This is a genomic window from Rhizobium sp. P38BS-XIX, assembly GCF_012641435.1.
Taxonomy (GTDB): domain Bacteria; phylum Pseudomonadota; class Alphaproteobacteria; order Rhizobiales; family Rhizobiaceae; genus Rhizobium.
Window position 1 is genome coordinate 451,001 of sequence record NZ_JABAIJ010000006.1, and the last position, 17,035, is coordinate 468,035.

Below are 17,035 nucleotides of genomic sequence, written 5' to 3' on the forward strand. Positions count from 1 at the left end.
GCACCTTCGCCAAATCAGCGAGCACTCGTTGTATCGGCAGCAACCGTCGCCGCCAGCCCCTCTTCGACCGAGTAAGGCGGCGACCAGCCGGTGCTCTCTCTCGTTTCGCTGATATCGACCTGCAGCGAGCCCAGCAGCCGCTGTGCAGCCGCCTTGCGGCCGAGAATTGCCGCAAGGCCCTCCAACAGCGCCGGAGGCACGGGCAGCATGAGGGCCTTCTTGCCCTTTGCCAGCGACAACTTGGAAATCAGCTGGCCGATCGAAAGGTCTTCCCCGTCGCTGATCAGGAATACCCGATTGCCGGCGAGCGGATGTCGTGCACAAAGTAGCATGAAATCGACGAGATTGCCGACGTAAACGAGCGACCTGCGATTTCGAACCGCCCCGAACGGCCAGGGAAACGGCCGGGCGGACAATTTCATCAGGCTGGCGAAATTCGCCTTCACGCCGGGACCGTAGACCAGCGGCGGCCGAATGATGACGACCTCCATGCCCGTTTCCGCCCCGATCGCCAGCAAGGCTTGCTCGGCTTCCAGCTTAGAGCGACCATAGGCATCGTCCGGATTTGGTGTATCCGACGCCCGGAACGGCTTCCCGGCCGCCGTCGCCTCACCATTGACCTTTATCGAGCTCAAAAAGATGAAACGCCGGACGCCTGCGCTGGCCGCCTGCCGCGCCAGATTGGCCGTTGCATCGACATTGACGGCTCGGAAGGCGGCCAAGGGATCGGCGGCGCTCTCGTTCATAACATGGACGCGAGCCGCCAGATGCATGACTGTCTCGACACCGGCAAGCGCTTCCGACCAATCCACAGCGCCATCCATTGCGCCGATCGCAACGAAGCCAGGGCGCAACATGCGGCTGACCGGCCGATAGTTCATCTGCCGACGGCTCAGCTCGGCACACAAGGCCTGCCCGACAAAACCCGTCGCACCTGTCACCAGGATCATCTGTCCACCGCCTTCCGAACGTCCGCAGCATCGTCGAAGACATGCTTTGCACGGTATACTGACACCAAACAAGGCCGGGGAATCTTGGGCATGGCCAGTTGTGCTTAAATTCGCGATATGACATGCACAGGACAACCGCGACCTTCATCGCCGCCCGAAAATCGGCGCCGATGCGACAAACAGAGACGATGTTTTATACGATCGCCAAGCGCCTGTTCGATTTTCTCGCTGCTCTTGCTGCGACGATCGTCTTTTTCATTCCCATCCTGATCGTTGCGCTCGCCGTGCGGCTGACCTCGAAAGGCCCGATCCTTTACTGGTCTGATCGTGTCGGCCGAAGCAACAAGATCTTCCGCATGCCGAAATTTCGCAGCATGCGCACGGACACGCCTGCGGTCGCCACACATCTCCTCAAAGATCCGAAGATCTTTCTGACGCCGATCGGCTCCTTCCTTCGCAAGTCGAGCCTCGACGAGTTGCCGCAGCTCTGGTGCATCCTGAAGGGGGAGATGAGCATTGTCGGACCGCGTCCTGCTCTTTTCAACCAGCATGATCTCATTGCGCTGCGCACCGAACGCGGCGTCGACACGCTTCTGCCTGGTCTTACCGGCTGGGCGCAGGTGAATGGACGCGACGAGCTGCCGATCCCGCAAAAGGTGGCGCTGGACGAGGACTATTTGCGTCAGCGCTCGTTCGTCTTCGATCTCAAGATCATCATTCTGACCGTGCTGAAAGTGGTGCGGCGCGATGGAGTTGCCCATTAGCAAGCCTCGCGTGAAATCGATCGCACCGACAGGCTTACATGCGAAAAATGCCGCATTCCTGCCCCTTTACGCCCCTAACGGCCGGTGTGGGGCGTCTGGAACGCAGAACAGTGAAACAAATGTGGACGAAGGCGGAAGACGACATTGGACGAAGCGCGCATGAACCAACCGCATGCTGATCTCGCAATGCGCCCTCCCGGCACGGTCAAAGCCGCAAGCACGATACCGAAGGCCGTGGCAATCATCGGCGGCCTGCTCTGGCTTCTGTTGGCTTCGCCGACCGTCGTTGAAAGCGATGCCTATCGCTATGCGACCGCACTGATGTCGCTGATCGCTCTCTATTATTATATGAGAGCGCCGATCCGCCCGCGCACGGACTGGATCGGCTGGCTGTGCATGGGCTGGGCCATCTATGTCATGGCCCGCTTCGGCATCACGCTCTGGCTGACGCCGCAGCACGACATCGGCGCCTCCGACTGGCTCTATGCCTTCCCGTTCTTTTTCCCCATCATGGGCGTTGCCTTCCTTCTTTACGAAGAGGTGATGGAGAAGATCGTCGCAGCTTATTTCGCTCTGGTTCTGGTCATGCTGGTCGCCACGCAGCACCTGCGCGAGGTCTTTGCCGGCGAAACCATCCGCCCGCTGATCATGAACAACCAGATCCACGGCGCTGTCGCCTGCGGCATGATCGTCATCTTCACGCTGTTCTGGCTGCTGCATTATCTGACGGAAAAGGATAGCGATCGCCGTGTCGCGCGCTTCGCCTATATCGTCTCGCCGTTCATCTTTGCACTCTGTTTCATCGCCATCTACGGCGCGAAATCGAAGGGCGTCTGGCTGGCGCTCGGCATCAGCCTGCCGGTCATGGCGCTGGTAACACTCACCTACCTGCGCATGAAGAGCGGCGTCGTCATCATCCTCGCGGTGGCCGCCCTGCTGGTTGCCGGCATCTATGGCGTACGCCACAATCTCGACAAGACAGCAGGCCCGACCCTGTCGGCAGCTGTTGCCATGGTCGAAAATGTGATCGAGGGCCATGAAATGGGTGGCGTGGTGTCGAACGCAATCAGTTCCACCAACACGCCGGTTTCGATGGATGAGCGCCTGCAGCTCTGGTCCAACAGCTGGGAGGTCTTCTCCTCCGCCCCCGTCTTCGGCTGGGGCAATCGTTGGCTGGAACGCTGGGCCGAGACGCGCTACTCGCATGTGCAATACACATTGCTGCACAACGGCTATCTGGAAATCCTGGTGCGCTACGGCCTCTTTGGCGCCGCCGTCATGGGCTTCATGCTCGCCGTCTTCATTCGCGCCGTCTGGCGCGCCCGCAAGGCCGGCATCATCCCGCGCGCCGCATGGCACGCCTATATCCTCTGCCTGTTCTTCTTTTCACTCACTCTGCTCAGCAACTCCAACAACCGCCTCGCCATCGGCGAAAGCCTGGCCTTCGCCAGCTCCGCCTTCGCCTGCTGGTGTCACATGCGACTAAAGGGGGAGTATCTGACGGCGGCGAGGAAGCGGCCGGAGCTACAAGCTCCCACAAGGAGCTGAGCGTTTGAACTCAATGGGAAACTGCGTACTCATTTTGTCGATGGTTCATTCTGCATTGCGCCACTCACCTTCAAGCGGCTTCATCGGAGGCTCTCGTTGAGCTTGCATCACTGTCGGTACCATACATATGGCAAACTTGATTCCGTAAGAGGTCTGGGCTATACGCGCCAACGGCTTGGAAGGACAAACTCTACCTTAGGTAGAGTCAAAAACTTTCAAGAAGAAGAATTGATTCTATCGGTCAGGGATAAAGAAAGAGAATATTACCCTAATTCCGCAAGTTGCCTGCACATGGCAAATAAGGGATCTCTCTCTATCTCTGAAATTGTAGCATATTTTGACAGATATCGCCTGCAATTCGAGCAACGACAGGCCTGCAGCAGAGCTAATAAAAGGGTAAATGGATTGATGAGCACGGGCAACGCTCGGCGAGCCTCGCGCTCAAAAGCACCTGATTGCAGCCTTGGACTAATGCAGGCTAACGCGATGAGAGAAATTGCCCGCTGGCGCGATTGCTTCTTCATCGAAGCTCGCAAGAAAGTTCAATGATGCAGAATTTCTCTCTCTCACCAAAAGGAATGCTGAAGAGCTTTTGGAGCAATCGTGGCCTCATTCTGGCGTTGACAGAACGCGAAGTGATTGGACGCTACAAAGGGTCGTTTCTTGGCATCATGTGGTCTCTGTTCAATCCACTTTTGATGCTGACAATCTATACCTTCTTTTTCAGCACGGTATTCAAAGCACGCTGGCCCGGCGGAAGCGACTCAAAAACTGAATTTGCTTTGATCTTGTTCTCCGGTTTGTTGATATTCAACTTCTTCTCGGAAAACCTCGGACGAGCGCCATCCCTGATTGTCGGAAACGTCAACTATGTCAAAAAAGTTGTTTTCCCGCTCGAAATCATGGGATTTGTCTTGGTGGCCTCTGCAGGGTTTCATTTCCTTGCCAGCATGGTGATATGGCTCCTATTTTATTTTATATTTTTCGGTTTGCCCTCTGTTCAAGCTCTCTATTTTCCGTTCATCTTGATCCCATTGATTTTCCTTGCAATGGGCTGCACCTGGTTCCTTTCGTCGCTTGGGGTTTACCTTCGCGATGTAAATCAAGTCGTCACCGCGGCCATTCCAGCGCTGATGTTTCTCTCTCCGGTCTTTTTTCCCATCAGCGCACTGCCGGAGCAACTTCATGTCATTTTCCAGCTCAATCCACTGACATTCCTTATTGAGGAAGCTCGAGGAGTTCTAATCTGGAAACAAAACATCCATTGGAACCACTGGTTCCTCGAGACGGCTTTTTCAGGCGTATTTGCATGGTTGGGTTACGTCTGGTTTCAGAAGACACGAAGAGGTTTTGCTGATGTCCTCTGATGAAATTTCTATTCGCGTCAAAGACCTCGGAAAGCGTTATGAAATCTACTCTTCGCCGCGTGAGCGACTAAAACAACTTGTCATGCCTTCAATTCAGCGCTTGGTCGGCATGGATGTCGCGGTCCATTACAAAGAACACTGGGCGCTGAAAGACATTTCCTTTGAAGTAAAAAAAGGTGAGGCTTTCGGCATTGTGGGCCGAAACGGGAGCGGCAAAAGTACGCTGCTACAGATCATTACCGGGACTCTCGCCCCGACCGTAGGCGAGGTAACGACGAAGGGGCGCATCGCCGCACTTCTTGAACTCGGCTCGGGCTTTAATCCAGAGTTTTCCGGGCGAGAAAATGTCTATCTCAACGCCATGCTGCTTGGAATGACGCGAGAACAGGTTGACGAGCGTTTCGACAAGATCGCGGCATTCGCAGATATCGGCGATTATCTGGAGCAGCCCGTCAAGACTTATTCAAGCGGCATGCTGGTGCGCCTCGCATTTGCCGTTCAAGTGCAAATCGATCCTGATATCCTGATCGTCGATGAAGCTTTGGCCGTTGGCGATGCCTTGTTTCAGAAGCGCTGTTTCGCGCGGATCGAGAAACTGCTTTCGGATGGCGTGACGCTCCTTTTCGTATCACATGATCAGGAGTCTGTTCGTACACTCACTCATCGCGCTATACTTCTCAAAAATGGGCATGAAGTTCTGACAGGAAGTTCATCGGAAGTTTTACTTTCCTACCGCAAGCTTCTTCATGAAGAAGAGTCGTCCTATTTCTCTCGACTGGCGCCTAAACAAACGGCGGCGTCAGGTGAGACTAAGAAGCTGACTGCCGAAAGCGGTGCAGGCAAAAGCCATTCCCTGCCCGGCCGTAGTGACAGCCTGTCTTTCGGTGATGGAGGCATTGAAGTCACAGCTGTGAAGACCTTCGATATGGAAGGCGAGCCCTGCGCAGTCTTTTATCCGGGGGATCCAATCAAGATCCAGGTTAGCTGTCGATCAGCAATCACAACCGATCATATTAACGTCTCGATCAGAATAAGAAGTCGCGAAGGCATAAAAATATACTCTTGGGGAACGCTGAACCAAGATATGCAGGTTCTAACCGGCGCGCGCCACGGCGAAGTTTTCTGGAAACGGGAAATCCAGGAGAACGAAGAATTCGATGTTTGGCTTGAGTGCAGTTGCACCCTTGGTCCTAATTTTTATGAGATTCAAGCAGCCATTTCTTACGAAGGAAAGCCAGACTATACCGAACAACGCATCCTGCATTGGAAAGATGAAGCCGCATTTTTCCAAACCCTGATACGCCAGAATGAATATACGTTTGGCGGCATGACAGATTTGCGTATGGTGGCGACGTGGTGATACGCCGCGCCGCTTCATTTTAACGGCTGAGAACCACCAGAGAACGATATGCAAGCTGTCAAATCCAACGCTAAGCTGATCGAAATGATTCTTGAGTCTTGCGGCTACGGAAAGTTGCTGCAGATTGGTAGCAATGTTGAATCTTTGCTGCCGGGCCTGATCGCGCAAGGCGTTGACGCACATACGATCCACAAGTCTGGGACGGATGCAGACCTCATCAATGCGGATGCCCATGATCGAGAGCCCGACAGCTCGTTTTTAGAGCTACCTTTTGCTGATGAGTACTTTGAAACAATTGTGTCGATCGGTGGCCTTGAAAAGCTGGCAACCAATAAAGTTGCGGTAGCTTTGGGTGAACTTTATCGAGTCTCATCCCGCTATGTCTTTTTGCGCCTGGCGACAGGACAAAGCCCGGAAGCGCATTTGCTACAAACTCGCCAAGATAGAACTTGGTGGGAAACACGCTGCTTTGAAGCTGGCTTTCGCAAGCACCCGCTATTTTATCAAGTCAATCCGTACGAGTCGCTAAACAGCGACGGCAGCGAAATCTTGATCGCCCTTGAAAAGGCTCCGAAAGCGGCGCTGCAACATTTCGACTTATTGGTTCTTGCCGAAGAGCGTTTGTTGCATACCGATATGCTTCGAGAAACTGGCCGAAGAAGCGATGCGCACTGCATTCGATATCACAAGGCGGTGGAGTATATTCGTCCAGGAGATCGTGTGCTCGACGTCGCTTGCGGTCTCGGCTACGGGAGCCACATTTTATACAGCTCTTCCAGCGCCCGATCGGTGATCGGAATCGATCTGAGCGATTTCAGCATCGACTATGCAAACGCGCATTACGGGAGATCGGATGCAGTTCGGTTTGAGGTAGGCGACGCGCAAGCGCTTTCGCAAATACCCGACAACAGTATCGATTTCATAACCGCATTCGAGACGATAGAGCATGTTCCTGATCCGGATGAGTATCTGACCCAGCTTAAACGCGTCCTCAAGCCATCAGGCCGATTGATGGTCTGTGCACCCAACAACTGGGTTGACGAAACTGGCAAGGATCCCAACCCCTATCATCTTCACGTCTATACATGGGCACGCCTCATCGAGGAATGCGGATCGCACTTCCTGCTTGAAAAAGGCTTCTTCCAAACGGCCGGCGGCGGGATGCGCTATCATCACTCGCCTCGCGGTTGGGTCGAAGCAATACCCAAAAGAGAGTGTGAACAGGACGGAGAATGGGTCTTGCTCTTGTGCATGGCTGACCCAATCAACGGCAAAGATGTCGCCTATGAGGAGACCTCCTGGAGCCAACCAGACTCCCCGGACTTCAACGTGTCCGCTTTTGCGCGAGACTATAAAAACCCCTGGCTCGTAAAAGGCATGATCGCCATCGGCATGCGTGCGCAGTCGGAAGACCTCCTGCAGGATATGCAAAAAAGCGTTCTCGAAATGGCCGACCCCACGTCAACAGACTTTGCCAGCGCTTTGTGCGGCCAAGTCTATGCACTGGCAAAACAGGGTAGGTTGACAGACACGACACTTGAGGAAATTCGAGCGTCCGCGCTTCGCTACGCTGGGATCATAAAACCATCACCACATCAACTGCGTTGGCAGGTATCGCTGCTCTTTGCGGTCGGCGAAGTGGCCAGAAAATCCGGAAATTTGGATGATGCCGAGCGCTTTTATTCTATGTGTGCGGCGATCGATGTTACGCCCTACAGCGCGTTGCTTGGCAATAAGACGCTTGATGCACTTTATTGGCTAAGCATCCTTGCCGTCGCCAAACACAACATTGAACAAGCAAGAGCATACTTGGAGAAAAGTGTCCTCGAAGCACAGCGCTTAATGTCTGCTCCCTGGTTGAACATGATCGGCAACTCGTCACGACCACTGCCTTTCGGTTTCCCGGAGCTGTCTCAGCTTATGGACAGGGCTGCACGCGCAGCCTACATGCTGAATGCTCTGGATGAGTGTCAAGCAAAGCCGGGACTTTTCCATCATGAGAGCCAAGGCTTCTTTGAGCGGCAATTAAGCTTTGCAAGCGTCAGATCAAGAGATCTGGAAGCTAACGTCGACCTCCTAGCCCGCAATCTCACCGAAGCAGAAACTTCCAAGCAGGAGCTAGCGCGGCAAGTAAGCGAAACTGAAGAAAGAGCGCAGGATCTTGGACGGCAAGTTATTGAAACGGAAGCGCGCGCCCAGGATTTTGCCCGACAGGTCGTCGCTTTAAATGCGCAACTCTTGAAGCTGGCAAATGCACAAGGCTCGCTCTGCTTCCAAATCATGCGCGGATTTCGTTTCATTTCGCGCAGAATTTCCAGACTGATCTCGAAGAACAACTCATGACTCAAATCGCGACCACCGGAATCGTTATTGTCTCTTACAACGCTCCCGACGCGCTCATTGCCACGTTGGCCAGCTTAAGAAGGGCACATAATGAAAGTGCGGTTAAGCTCATCCTGGTGGACAATGCGTCCAATTCAGACGACCGAAACAAAATAAGAGCGGCTATTACAGCGCACATTTCGGAGGTAGGCACTGACTGGCGCTATATTGAGGAGCCCGAAAACCTAGGCTTTTCCGGCGGAAACAATGTCGGCATTCGCGAATTTCTCGCCGACGACACGATAACCCACATTTGCCTGCTCAACAGCGACGTGATCGTCACGGATCACTGGCTGGACAGGATGTTGGCACATGAAAAAGATATTATCAGTTCAGTCACCAACAAAGCTGACAGCGAACAATGCATCCCCGTCGATTACAATGCTGACCTTAGCGAGTTTATAGAAGCCGGCAGCATAAGGATTATAGAGGAACCATACCAACGAGCTAAAAAATTCGCTGACAGGCGATATGACGCTTGGCAAGGTCACCTTGTGGAAGCGGATGTCACATTCTTCTGCGTTCTGCTGACGAAGAGCGCGTGCGAGAAGATCGGCCTGCTAGACGAAACATTTTTCCCCGGTGGCTTCGAAGATGATGACTACTGTTTCCGCGCGCGAAAACTCGGCTACAAAATATTCTTGGCACGTGACACGTTTATCCATCACTGGGGTTCAGCGTCCTTCGGTAAGCTTCAATATGAATATTTCAGCGCACGCGCCGAAAAGAACAAACGTTATCTCGAAGAAAAACACGGCATCAAATGGAGCAGGCGGTCGGAAAAGCCAATCGTTTCATTTTGCATGGATGCAGCGTTCGCACTTGGTAAACCCTCAGCTTCCGCGAGCCGCACAGATCTCGCAGCCTACACTCGCAATCTAGATCATCAGATAGACTATTTTGAAACCGAGTTTCGAAATCTGTCCGCAACCTTCGAAGCCTATCGCGACCAAGCTCCCGAAGAGTTGGGCACGCAGATCGCGACGGCAAGATCGTACGGAGATTTGGCCGACACCTGGATCAAAGTCAAAGCAGCACTCTCTCGGGATATAAAGAAGGAAGAAGTCAACGAGGAAAGTGTTGAAGCAATCACGGCTGACCTTAGTCGAATAGCAGAGGCGGTACATGATCGCGTTGAAAGCAATTTTGCCATTCATGCCTTCGTTTCGTCTCTTGAGCGAGACGGCAAAGCCGCTGGACCAAGGCTACGCGTTCCCTCAAGCGCAGCGCCGGCCGGCAAGCCGACAGGCAGAATTTCCAAGCTCCTCTGGCTTGTGAGACGCGGTGTCGGCTTTCTATGGCAACTCGATGGTATTGTATTCTTTGGAGGGTATTTTTATCCTGAACGACAGAGCGATGGATATTTTCAGCGAATCCAAATCATTGATCGTCTTTTTCAGGATCGTTGGCGCATTTATGTCGAAAGCGAGGAGCTGACCGGCCGCAATATTTGGTTTGACCGGCCAGAGCCGAACGTTCTTGTATTGAGAGTAACAGGCAGCAAAAAGCTGAAAATGCTAGTGCGTATGCTTGCCGCGGCCGCGGTCCTTCGCACGCGCAGGATTTATTTCCATAGTGTTTTGCGAATGTACGACAATCGATTTGGGCAGTTTTTGCACCTTCCGTTTGTGCGGAAGGCCGTCGATATTCACGGTGTTGTGCCGGAAGAATTCCGTATGCACGATGATTTCTACAGTGCGCTTATATACGACAAACAAGAACGTCTGGCGGTTCGGAAAGCGGGCATTGTCATTGTTGTGACAAAGGCGATGGAAAACTATCTCCGCCAGAAGTTTCGCGGTGCGCTGAAAGCCCGAAGCATCTCATTCCCAATGTTCCCGACATTTACGCCTTCGACGTCAGCGCGGCCGCTTGAAAACGGAAAGCCGATTGTCGTTTATGCTGGGGGATTGCACCGCTGGCAACAAGTGCCAAAAATGATCGATGCGATCGCGAAAACCGCAGATCATTGCCAACATCGTTTCTATACGCCGCAACCGGAAGCGGTGAAAGCGATGCTATCGGCAAGTCTGATGAATTCCGTTATCGTGGAATCAAAGACGCATGCGGAATTGATGGAGATCTATCCGAACTGCCACTATGGTTTCATCTTACGCGAAGACAGCATAGTGAACAAAGTCGCATGCCCTACCAAGCTGGTCGAATACCTGGCTATGGGTATCGTTCCCATTATAGATTCCGAGAATATCGGTGATTTTAAATCGCTCGGCATGCAATACATTACTTTGCCCGATTTCCTCGCGTCAAAATTACCAGACGAAGAGACCCGGGTGCGGATGGCGAGTGAAAATCTGGCCGTATATGAGAGACTTCAAGACGTCCGCGAGGCGGGCGCAGAGCAGATATATCAATTCTTTTCTTCGCGACACAGACCGACCATTCGCTCCAGGATCGCAACAAGATTACGCCGTGTTCTTCCCCCTGAAACGACCAGTGGACGGCTTGCACGCAGTTTATGGCGAAGAATGTCGCCTAATATCCGTGGGCCCATTGTCGAAGCGGCCGCCAATATCCCTCTAGCGGATCTCTCCACTGTTCCGCATGAGTGCGACGTTCTCGTTCAGGTTGACAATTTTGAAGCTGGCGGTCTTGAGAACGTCGTTCTTGATTTGAATGATACGCTTAAGAAAGCAAATTATAAAATTGCTCTCCTTGTACTCGGCAATCGCGGACCTGCCGTCGACCAAGCCCGTCGTCGCGGCCAAAAGGTGATTTGCCAAATATATAGCCCATCGGCTTATGAAAGAATCATCGACCATATCAAACCGAAGCTCGTACTCGCCCATTATTCTACTCATGGATTAAGAGCTTGCAATGACAGGGATATTCCGTTTCTGCAGGTGATTCATAATGTCTACATGTGGCTTAACGACCGCCAACGGCAGGAGTTTTCCGACAACGCAAAACTAACGACCAAGTTCATTGCCGTTTCCGACTATGTCCGTGATTACAGCATTTCTCGCCTTGGAGTTCCCGAGGAGAAATGCATCGTTGTCCCGAATGGCATCGACTTCGCCCCCTTCCATGATTTTGCGCCTCGTGAAGCAAGGGAGAGCCTCCGCGAAAAATACGGAATCACTGGAGACGATTTCGTATTTGTCGACATTGGCGCCATAAACCATCAAAAAAACCATCTGGGCACCTTAAAGGCTTTCGAGATAGCCTCCCGTACGTGCGAAAACGCCAAGCTCGCCATATTGGGTCCGATTTACGAGACCGCATTGATGGATGAGCTGAATGCTTACATCGCCACCAAAGGCCTTGAACACAAAGTCATATACTGCGGGGCTGCGCCACGCTCACACGAGCATTTTGCCATGGCTGACGCATTTGTTAGTGGAGCTTTCTTCGAAGGCGGCCAGCTCATCTTGCTCGAGGCCATTCGCTCAAATCTACCGATTGTAACCAGCCGAGTCGGCTTTGCATCTTCATTTGAGGGGCGACCAGGTATCGAAGTCGTTCCCCCTCCACAGGACATCGCACAGTACAAGGGAGAAATTTGGGAGCTGAAATCTACCCAACCGTTTGAAAGTCAAATGGCCGACGCAATGATCCGGACTTGGAAAGATCCCGTTCGCCCGAATTTCAGCGATGAGGAACTGAGCAAGCTTGAAAGAAGCACGAGCTATGAACAATATAGCGTGCTTGTCAGAGCTCAACTTTCACGGAATGAGAAACACGCTGCTGAAGTTCAAACGGCATGATGTCTCACTGGAAAGGACTAATCAGAAGTATCGTATACGCCAGTTCCCGGAAAATATTCTGGATACTGCCAGCGCCGTTGCGTCATCATTTGCACGGCTTTCGGCATTCCATCGTACGATGGCTTCGTAAAGGAGGCAGCCAGGGACAGATGCAGGCTGGCGATATCGGCTGGGAGCGCTTTGGTGATGAAGTGCTTAGCGATCGAAGCCATCGTCTCATCTTTATTCTGGAAGCGAGCATTGACTGGAACGTCACTCTTTATCAGCGGCCGCACCACATGGCGCTTGCGCTCGGCAAACTAGGTTGCCTAGTGTTGTATCGCACGACGGGAGATGGAGTTGTCGGCTTCCGTTCTATCGGGACCAACGTCTGGCTTACGAACGATCCCAAGGTGGAAGCGATTGACGGTGCCGTTCGCTGCTTTTACAGCACAACCTTATTTGCCGAAGACCGAGACTTTTTGTCCGCCAAGAAAAGTGGTTTCGTCACTTACGAATACATCGATCACATCGACGCCTCCATTTCTGGGGGAACGTCTAGCCTCAGGCGATTGTTGAAACTGAAGCAAGTGGCATTTGCCAATGCTGATCTCGTCGTCTCTTCGGCAAAATTGCTACAGGAAGAAGCGGTCCAAGCATGTGGCGCGGCGCGCTGTGTTTTCGTCCCCAATGGCGTCGATGTCGCTCACTATCGAAATGAAGGCCACGCGACTTACGACATTTCATCGGCCTTGCAGGCGTTCAAAGATAGCCATCGAAATATTGTTGGTTACTTCGGCGCTATAGCGCCATGGCTTTGGTATGAGCTTGTAGCCGAGATCAGTGAGATGATGCCAGACGTTGGTTTCGTCTTCATCGGTCCCGATTACAGTGGTTGCATACCTCTGCTTCCGCGCAGAAGTAACGTGCTCTACTTGGGGCCGGTTGATTACAAGAATCTACCGTCGTACGCACGCCTTTTCGATGCCTGCTTTATACCCTTCGTCATGGGCGACATAGCGCGCGCCACATCGCCACTAAAGCTATTTGAATACTTTGCCCTCGAAAAACCTGTTGTCGTGACTGGTGACATGCAGGAATGCGTTGTGTACGAGGAGGTATTTTCGGGGAACAATGCTATTGAGTTCGCTCGGGCCATTGAGAATGCGTTGAATGTTCGGAATGATCCTTCTTTTAAGCGGCGCCTAAGCGATCTTGCCGACGCAAACAGATGGGATATACGAGCTGAAACCTACGTTTCGAAAATAGAATCCCTGATTGCAAGTGCAGACCCTGTTCCCTGAGGTTCCCATGAAGAAAAAAGTCATCTGCGTTGCCGGTACCCGACCCGAGGCCATCAAAATGGCTCCAGTCATTCTCGCGCTGAAGCAAGAGGCTTGGTCTGACGTAAAAGTCTTGGCAACAGCCCAACACCGCCAAATGCTCGATCAGGTTTTGGAGTTCTTCGATATAAAGCCGGATATCGATTTGGACATCATGCGTCCAAATCAGACCCTAGCTGGTTTGACCGCTCGCCTGCTCTTGGCAATCGATGAAGTTCTGGAAACGGAAAAACCCGATGTCGTCCTCGTACAGGGTGATACAACGACCGTGATGACTGTCGCTTTGGCGTGCTTTTATCGTCGTATTCCGATTGGGCACGTTGAGGCAGGTTTACGCACTTGGGATATTCAAAATCCTTTTCCCGAAGAAGCCAATCGGGTCATAGCGGGTAAACTCGCCAAGTGGCACTTCGCTCCGACCGAGGGCGCAAGGCAAAATCTTCTGAAGGAAGGGGTTGCAGAAAGCGATGTGCTTGTTACCGGCAATACGGTGATAGACGCTCTGCTTATGACGGCGGCCAAGCCATTGGAAACCACCGTCGTCCTCGATGACAGCAAGCGATTGGTGATGGTGACATCCCATCGACGCGAAAACTTCGGGAAGCCCTTCAGAAATATTTGCGAAGCCCTAAAAACTCTCGCGGACAACAACCCGGATGTCCAATTTCTCTATCCGGTTCATCCTAACCCGAACGTAAAGGATGTGGCGCATGAGGTCTTGGGATCTGTTTCCAATTTCATATTGTGCGAACCGTTGGACTATGCACCTTTCGTAGCCGCCATGAAGCGCGCATACCTTATTTTGACGGATTCTGGTGGTGTTCAAGAGGAAGCGCCAGCGCTTGGAAAACCGGTTTTGGTCTTGCGCGACGAAACTGAGCGACCGGAAGCCGTGGCACAAGGTGTCGTGAAACTCGTCGGGGCAAACTATGAGAATATTGTCCGCGAAGCGCAGCGACTTCTGGACGATGAGGTAGCATATAGTGAAATGGCACGGGGCGTTTCACCCTATGGAGATGGTCTCGCTTCGAAACGCGTAGCCGAAACCTTGCGAGAGTTTTTTACTTGACGCGCTTGGTTTATCTGTCGCCTGTACCGTGGGCCAGCTTTGCCCAGCGACCTCACAAGTTTGCGGAATGGTTTCACTTGCGTACTGGAGGGAACGTTCTTTGGATCGATCCTTACCCGACGCGGCTCCCTAAACCGATTGACTTCAAGCGCCGCAACGCGCCGATGAGTGGCAAATCCACAAATCTTGACGCATGGATAGAGGTGATTAAACCTAGAGCTGTACCAATCGAGCCCATACCTATATTGTCATCAGTCAACAGGTTCATGTGGGCCGCGATATTTTCCGAAGTGAAGCGCTTTGTGGAAGGAAACGATGCGCTAATCGCGGCTGGAAAACCAAGCCTTCTGGCGAACCTTCTGGTGTCAGAATATCCTAACATACCTTCCTTGTATGATGCCATGGACGAATTTCCTGCGTTCTATAGCGGCTTATCAAAAGCGGTTATGAGAAGACGGGAAAAAAACCTCGCCGGGAAATGCACCCATATGTGGGTAAGCAGCACGCGCTTGCAAACACACTGGAGCAAACTGCGATCCGACCTTAACTTTGTGCCAAACGGCCTTGAGCCCACTTTGTATTCGACCATAAATAAGGTCCGAAATGCCGAGAGCAGAAAGATATTTGGCTACATTGGCACAATCGCTCAGTGGTTTGATTGGGAGTGGGTCATTAAATTGGCAAACGCCAGACCAAATGATCTCGTAAGGGTGATCGGTCCGGTATTTGCACCCCCTCCCCGATTGCTTCCCAACAATATCGAGCTTTTGCCTCCGTGCGCTCATGAAGAAGCCATCAGTGCTATGGCGAAGTTTGACGTTGGAATAATTCCATTTCAAAACAATAACTTGACTGCTTCGGTGGATCCGATCAAGTTCTATGAATACCGTGCAATGTCGCTTCCAGTGATCTCAACAGATTTTGGCGAGATGTCGTTGCGGGAAGAATCTCAAGGCACATTTATAAGTCGATCTCTTACGGATATTGAGCATCTGGCACACGACGCTCTCTTGCATCAAGATGCTCCTGAATTCGTACAGTCATTCATCAAGGAAAATGGGTGGCCCCAGCGGTTTGATAGCGCAAACTTGCTCAAAAATGCGCATCTATAACCGCATAATTATTTGATGATCGCCAGCTGGAGACAGCGCAAAAATGATCGACTTTGCTCAAGACCAACGACAGAATTGAACGATGCTGCTCTCTGTTTGCATTGTCACATATCGGCCCGATCTTACCGTACTACAGGCCACTCTCGAAAGCCTGCGGGCTTCAATAGCTCGTTTGGCTGATACTGAAACCAATATAGTAATAGTTGATAATTCGCCAAGCGACTCTCTTTCTAATTGGCTAAGAGAGAGCTTTCAGGATCTGTCGATTCATTTGTTAAACGGGCAGGGCAATGTCGGCTTTGGTCGCGCGAACAACATGGTAATAGACAATGTCGGCGACTTGCATCTTGTGCTTAACCCAGACGTTGTTTTAGGCCCCGACAGCCTCGAGAATGCCCTGCAGTTTCTGAAACAACACACAAACTGTGGGTTATTGACTCCCTCAGCCGTCGGAACGGATGGTATTCGCCAATATCTATGTAAACGTTACCCCGCTATTCTGGACCTTGCACTGAGAGGTTTCGCGCCAAAACGACTGCGTCAGCTTTTCAAAAAACGACTGGATCACTACCAAATGGCGGAGATGCCAGATAGCGCGGTTTTCTGGGATCCACCGATCGTTAGTGGATGCTTTATGCTCTTTCGCGGCGAGATTTTCCGCAACCTCAATGGCTTTGATCCCAGCTATTTTCTTTATTTTGAGGATTTTGACCTCTCCATACGTGCAGCGAAAGTCACGCGTATCGCCTTCCTGCCCACGGTTAGAATCGTTCATGGCGGCGGAGACGCTGCTCGCAAAGGCCTTTGGCATATCGAGCAATTTATTCGCTCTGCCTACATTTTCTATCGAAAATTCGGCCTTAAGCTCGTCTAGCTGAGCAGGGATGCTTCCTTGACTTGGGAGCATCACAAGCGTTGAGGCCGCTCGCGCTTAGAAAAGAAGCTTAAGCAGATCAGGTTCAAAACAGCCACCGCGAACGAAAACGATACCTCAATCGAAGGTTTCCGCATCTTTCAGCAACGGCTGCCGTTGATCCTTCGGAGAAAGCACAGGTTGACTATCGAGCGTCCAGTCGATGGCGATCTGGGGATCATCCCAGCGAATGCCGCGATCGCTCTCGGGCGCATAGTAATTGGTGGTCTTGTACAGAAACTCGACGTGGTCGGTGAGTGTCAGGAAGCCGTGGGCAAAGCCCTCCGGGATCCAAAGCTGCCGCTTGTTCTCAGCCGAAAGGAGAACACCGACCCACCGACCAAAGGTTGGTGACGACCTCCTGATATCGACGGCGACGTCGTAAACCTCGCCAACAACCACGCGCACCAGCTTGGCCTGCGCATGCGGCGGGAGCTGATAGTGGAGCCCACGCAAAACGCCCTTCCCGGATCGGCTATGATTGTCCTGTACGAAATCGGCGCTGCGCCCAATCGCAGCTTCG

General features: G+C 52.3%; 13 protein-coding genes. 11 read left to right on the forward strand and 2 right to left on the reverse strand.

Annotated features, from left to right (window positions below):
• Positions 1 to 14: 14 nt before the first annotated feature.
• Positions 15 to 950 (reverse strand): SDR family oxidoreductase, encoded by a 936-nt coding sequence (locus HGP17_RS21555; RefSeq protein WP_168812488.1) that lies wholly within the window; start codon positions 948 to 950, stop codon positions 15 to 17.
• Between the two features lie 188 nt (positions 951 to 1,138).
• On the opposite strand from HGP17_RS21555, the gene HGP17_RS21560 reads away from it, so the two are divergent.
• From HGP17_RS21560 to HGP17_RS21610, 11 genes are all read left to right on the forward strand, one after another.
• The gene (locus tag HGP17_RS21560; RefSeq protein WP_168812519.1) at positions 1,139 to 1,714 is read left to right on the forward strand and encodes a sugar transferase; all 576 of its coding nucleotides are present in this window, start codon (positions 1,139 to 1,141) and stop codon (positions 1,712 to 1,714) included.
• A gap of 159 nt (positions 1,715 to 1,873) precedes the next feature.
• Positions 1,874 to 3,262 (forward strand): O-antigen ligase family protein, encoded by a 1,389-nt coding sequence (locus tag HGP17_RS21565; RefSeq protein WP_168812489.1) that lies wholly within the window; start codon positions 1,874 to 1,876, stop codon positions 3,260 to 3,262.
• Between the two features lie 96 nt (positions 3,263 to 3,358).
• Complete coding sequence (locus HGP17_RS21570) at positions 3,359 to 3,811, forward strand: hypothetical protein (protein WP_168812490.1); 453 nt, start codon at positions 3,359 to 3,361, stop codon at positions 3,809 to 3,811.
• Entirely contained in the window at positions 3,808 to 4,629 is an 822-nt protein-coding gene (locus HGP17_RS21575; protein ID WP_246704159.1) for an ABC transporter permease, read from the forward strand. The genes HGP17_RS21570 and HGP17_RS21575 overlap by 4 nt, the downstream gene beginning before the upstream one ends.
• Positions 4,619 to 5,989 carry an ABC transporter ATP-binding protein gene (locus HGP17_RS21580; protein WP_168812491.1) on the forward strand — a complete coding sequence of 457 codons (1,371 nt, stop codon included), beginning with the start codon at positions 4,619 to 4,621 and terminating at the stop codon, positions 5,987 to 5,989. Before HGP17_RS21575 ends, HGP17_RS21580 begins: the two co-directional genes overlap by 11 nt.
• Positions 5,990 to 6,037: 48 nt before the next feature.
• A complete protein-coding gene (locus tag HGP17_RS21585) occupies positions 6,038 to 8,332 on the forward strand; it encodes a methyltransferase domain-containing protein (RefSeq protein ID WP_168812492.1) in 2,295 nt (764 codons plus the stop codon).
• On the forward strand, positions 8,329 to 12,096 hold the full coding sequence (locus tag HGP17_RS21590; RefSeq protein WP_168812493.1) for a glycosyltransferase: 3,768 nt from the start codon (positions 8,329 to 8,331) through the stop codon (positions 12,094 to 12,096). Before HGP17_RS21585 ends, HGP17_RS21590 begins: the two co-directional genes overlap by 4 nt.
• A 149-nt stretch (positions 12,097 to 12,245) precedes the next feature.
• On the forward strand, positions 12,246 to 13,379 hold the full coding sequence (locus HGP17_RS21595) for a glycosyltransferase (RefSeq protein ID WP_246704160.1): 1,134 nt from the start codon (positions 12,246 to 12,248) through the stop codon (positions 13,377 to 13,379).
• A 7-nt stretch (positions 13,380 to 13,386) separates the two neighbouring features.
• A complete protein-coding gene (gene wecB / locus HGP17_RS21600) occupies positions 13,387 to 14,487 on the forward strand; it encodes a UDP-N-acetylglucosamine 2-epimerase (non-hydrolyzing) (protein WP_168812494.1) in 1,101 nt (366 codons plus the stop codon).
• The gene (locus tag HGP17_RS21605; protein WP_168812495.1) at positions 14,484 to 15,599 is read left to right on the forward strand and encodes a glycosyltransferase family 1 protein; all 1,116 of its coding nucleotides are present in this window, start codon (positions 14,484 to 14,486) and stop codon (positions 15,597 to 15,599) included. Before wecB ends, HGP17_RS21605 begins: the two co-directional genes overlap by 4 nt.
• An 82-nt stretch (positions 15,600 to 15,681) precedes the next feature.
• Entirely contained in the window at positions 15,682 to 16,473 is a 792-nt protein-coding gene (locus HGP17_RS21610; protein WP_168812496.1) for a glycosyltransferase, read from the forward strand.
• A gap of 117 nt (positions 16,474 to 16,590) precedes the next feature.
• Here HGP17_RS21610 and rfbC read toward each other — a convergent pair.
• A partial coding sequence (rfbC, locus tag HGP17_RS21615; RefSeq protein WP_168812497.1) for a dTDP-4-dehydrorhamnose 3,5-epimerase occupies positions 16,591 to 17,035 on the reverse strand: 445 nt, incomplete at its 5' end.